The organism is Arthrobacter sp. OV608 (genome assembly GCA_900110595.1).
GTDB lineage: Bacteria > Actinomycetota > Actinomycetes > Actinomycetales > Micrococcaceae > Arthrobacter.
In genome coordinates this window covers 1-1,051 of the sequence record FOEZ01000070.1, presented here as the reverse complement: position 1 = coordinate 1,051, position 1,051 = coordinate 1, and the positions used below count along the sequence as shown (strand labels likewise).

At 59.3% G+C, this 1,051-nt stretch carries 1 protein-coding gene; it reads left to right on the top strand.

Annotation, left to right across the window (positions count from 1 at the left end; translation table 11 throughout):
* A partial coding sequence (locus BMX78_RS22650; protein WP_091424878.1) for an acyl-CoA dehydrogenase family protein occupies positions 1-1,051 on the top strand: 1,051 nt, incomplete at both ends.

Genomic DNA, 1,051 nt, shown 5'->3' with positions numbered 1-1,051 from the left:
AGGACAAGGTCATTACCTCTAAGGTCGTTCAGGCGTGGAAAGACGCCGGCCTGTATGGCGTCATGCTGCCAAAACACCTCGGAGGCGCGGGTGTGGACGCCGTTACCTATATACAGATCGCGGAGGAGATCTCGCGCCAGGACGCCTCTGCTGGTTGGGTCTACGGTAACCATCAGACAGGCACCCTGTTCATTGGGATGCTTCTGCCGGCTGAAGCATTGCGGGAACTGATTGGCCCAAACGCAGACGGCGTCGCCTGCGGCTCAGGTGCTCCGCAAGGACCCTTCGGCACTGCAAAGCCAGTGGAAGGTGGCTATCTCGTTAAAGCGCCACCCAGGTTTTTTGGATCCGGCTCGCAACACGCGACGCGAGTGGTCAGCCGGGTAGCCCTGCTCAATGAGAACGACGAGATGATCATCGGCGAGGACGGGGAGCCCAATGTCGTCCACCTTTGGGTGGACCCTAAGCATGTCGAGTGGATGCACGACTGGGACCCGTCCGGTCTCGCCGGATCAGGCTCAGGTTCCTATCTGGTGAAGGAACACGTAATCGAGGCAAAGTGGATGGCAATCCACGACGGCACGGAATTTCCTAACGAGCCAGCTTTCACTCAGGGATTTACATCAGTCACGACCCTGCACCACGTCGGCACCGGGCTCGGCCTGGCGAAAAGAGCGATCGAGGAAATGGCGAAGTCCGCTCGCGGACGGCGTCGCGGAGTTGTGCCGTCGCTGGACGAGTATCCGCTCTTTCAAGCCGACTTCGTTCGGGTTGCTTCGCTGTACCAAGCATCGCGCGCATTCATTCTGGACTCCTATAAGAACCTCTGGGAGGCGGCGGCGGAGCACCGTATGACTGAACTGCACACCGCACTGATCGAGCAAGCAGCACTTCACCTCTACCGGTCCCTTGATGACATCATCGCGACCGCGTCGCTGTGGGCGGGTTCAGACGTGGTTGCGAAGGACGGAATTTTTGCTCGTCTTAACGCGAACGCCCGGATCGCAATGAACCACCTTTTGGTGGGTCCGCAACACGCCGTTCAGATCGC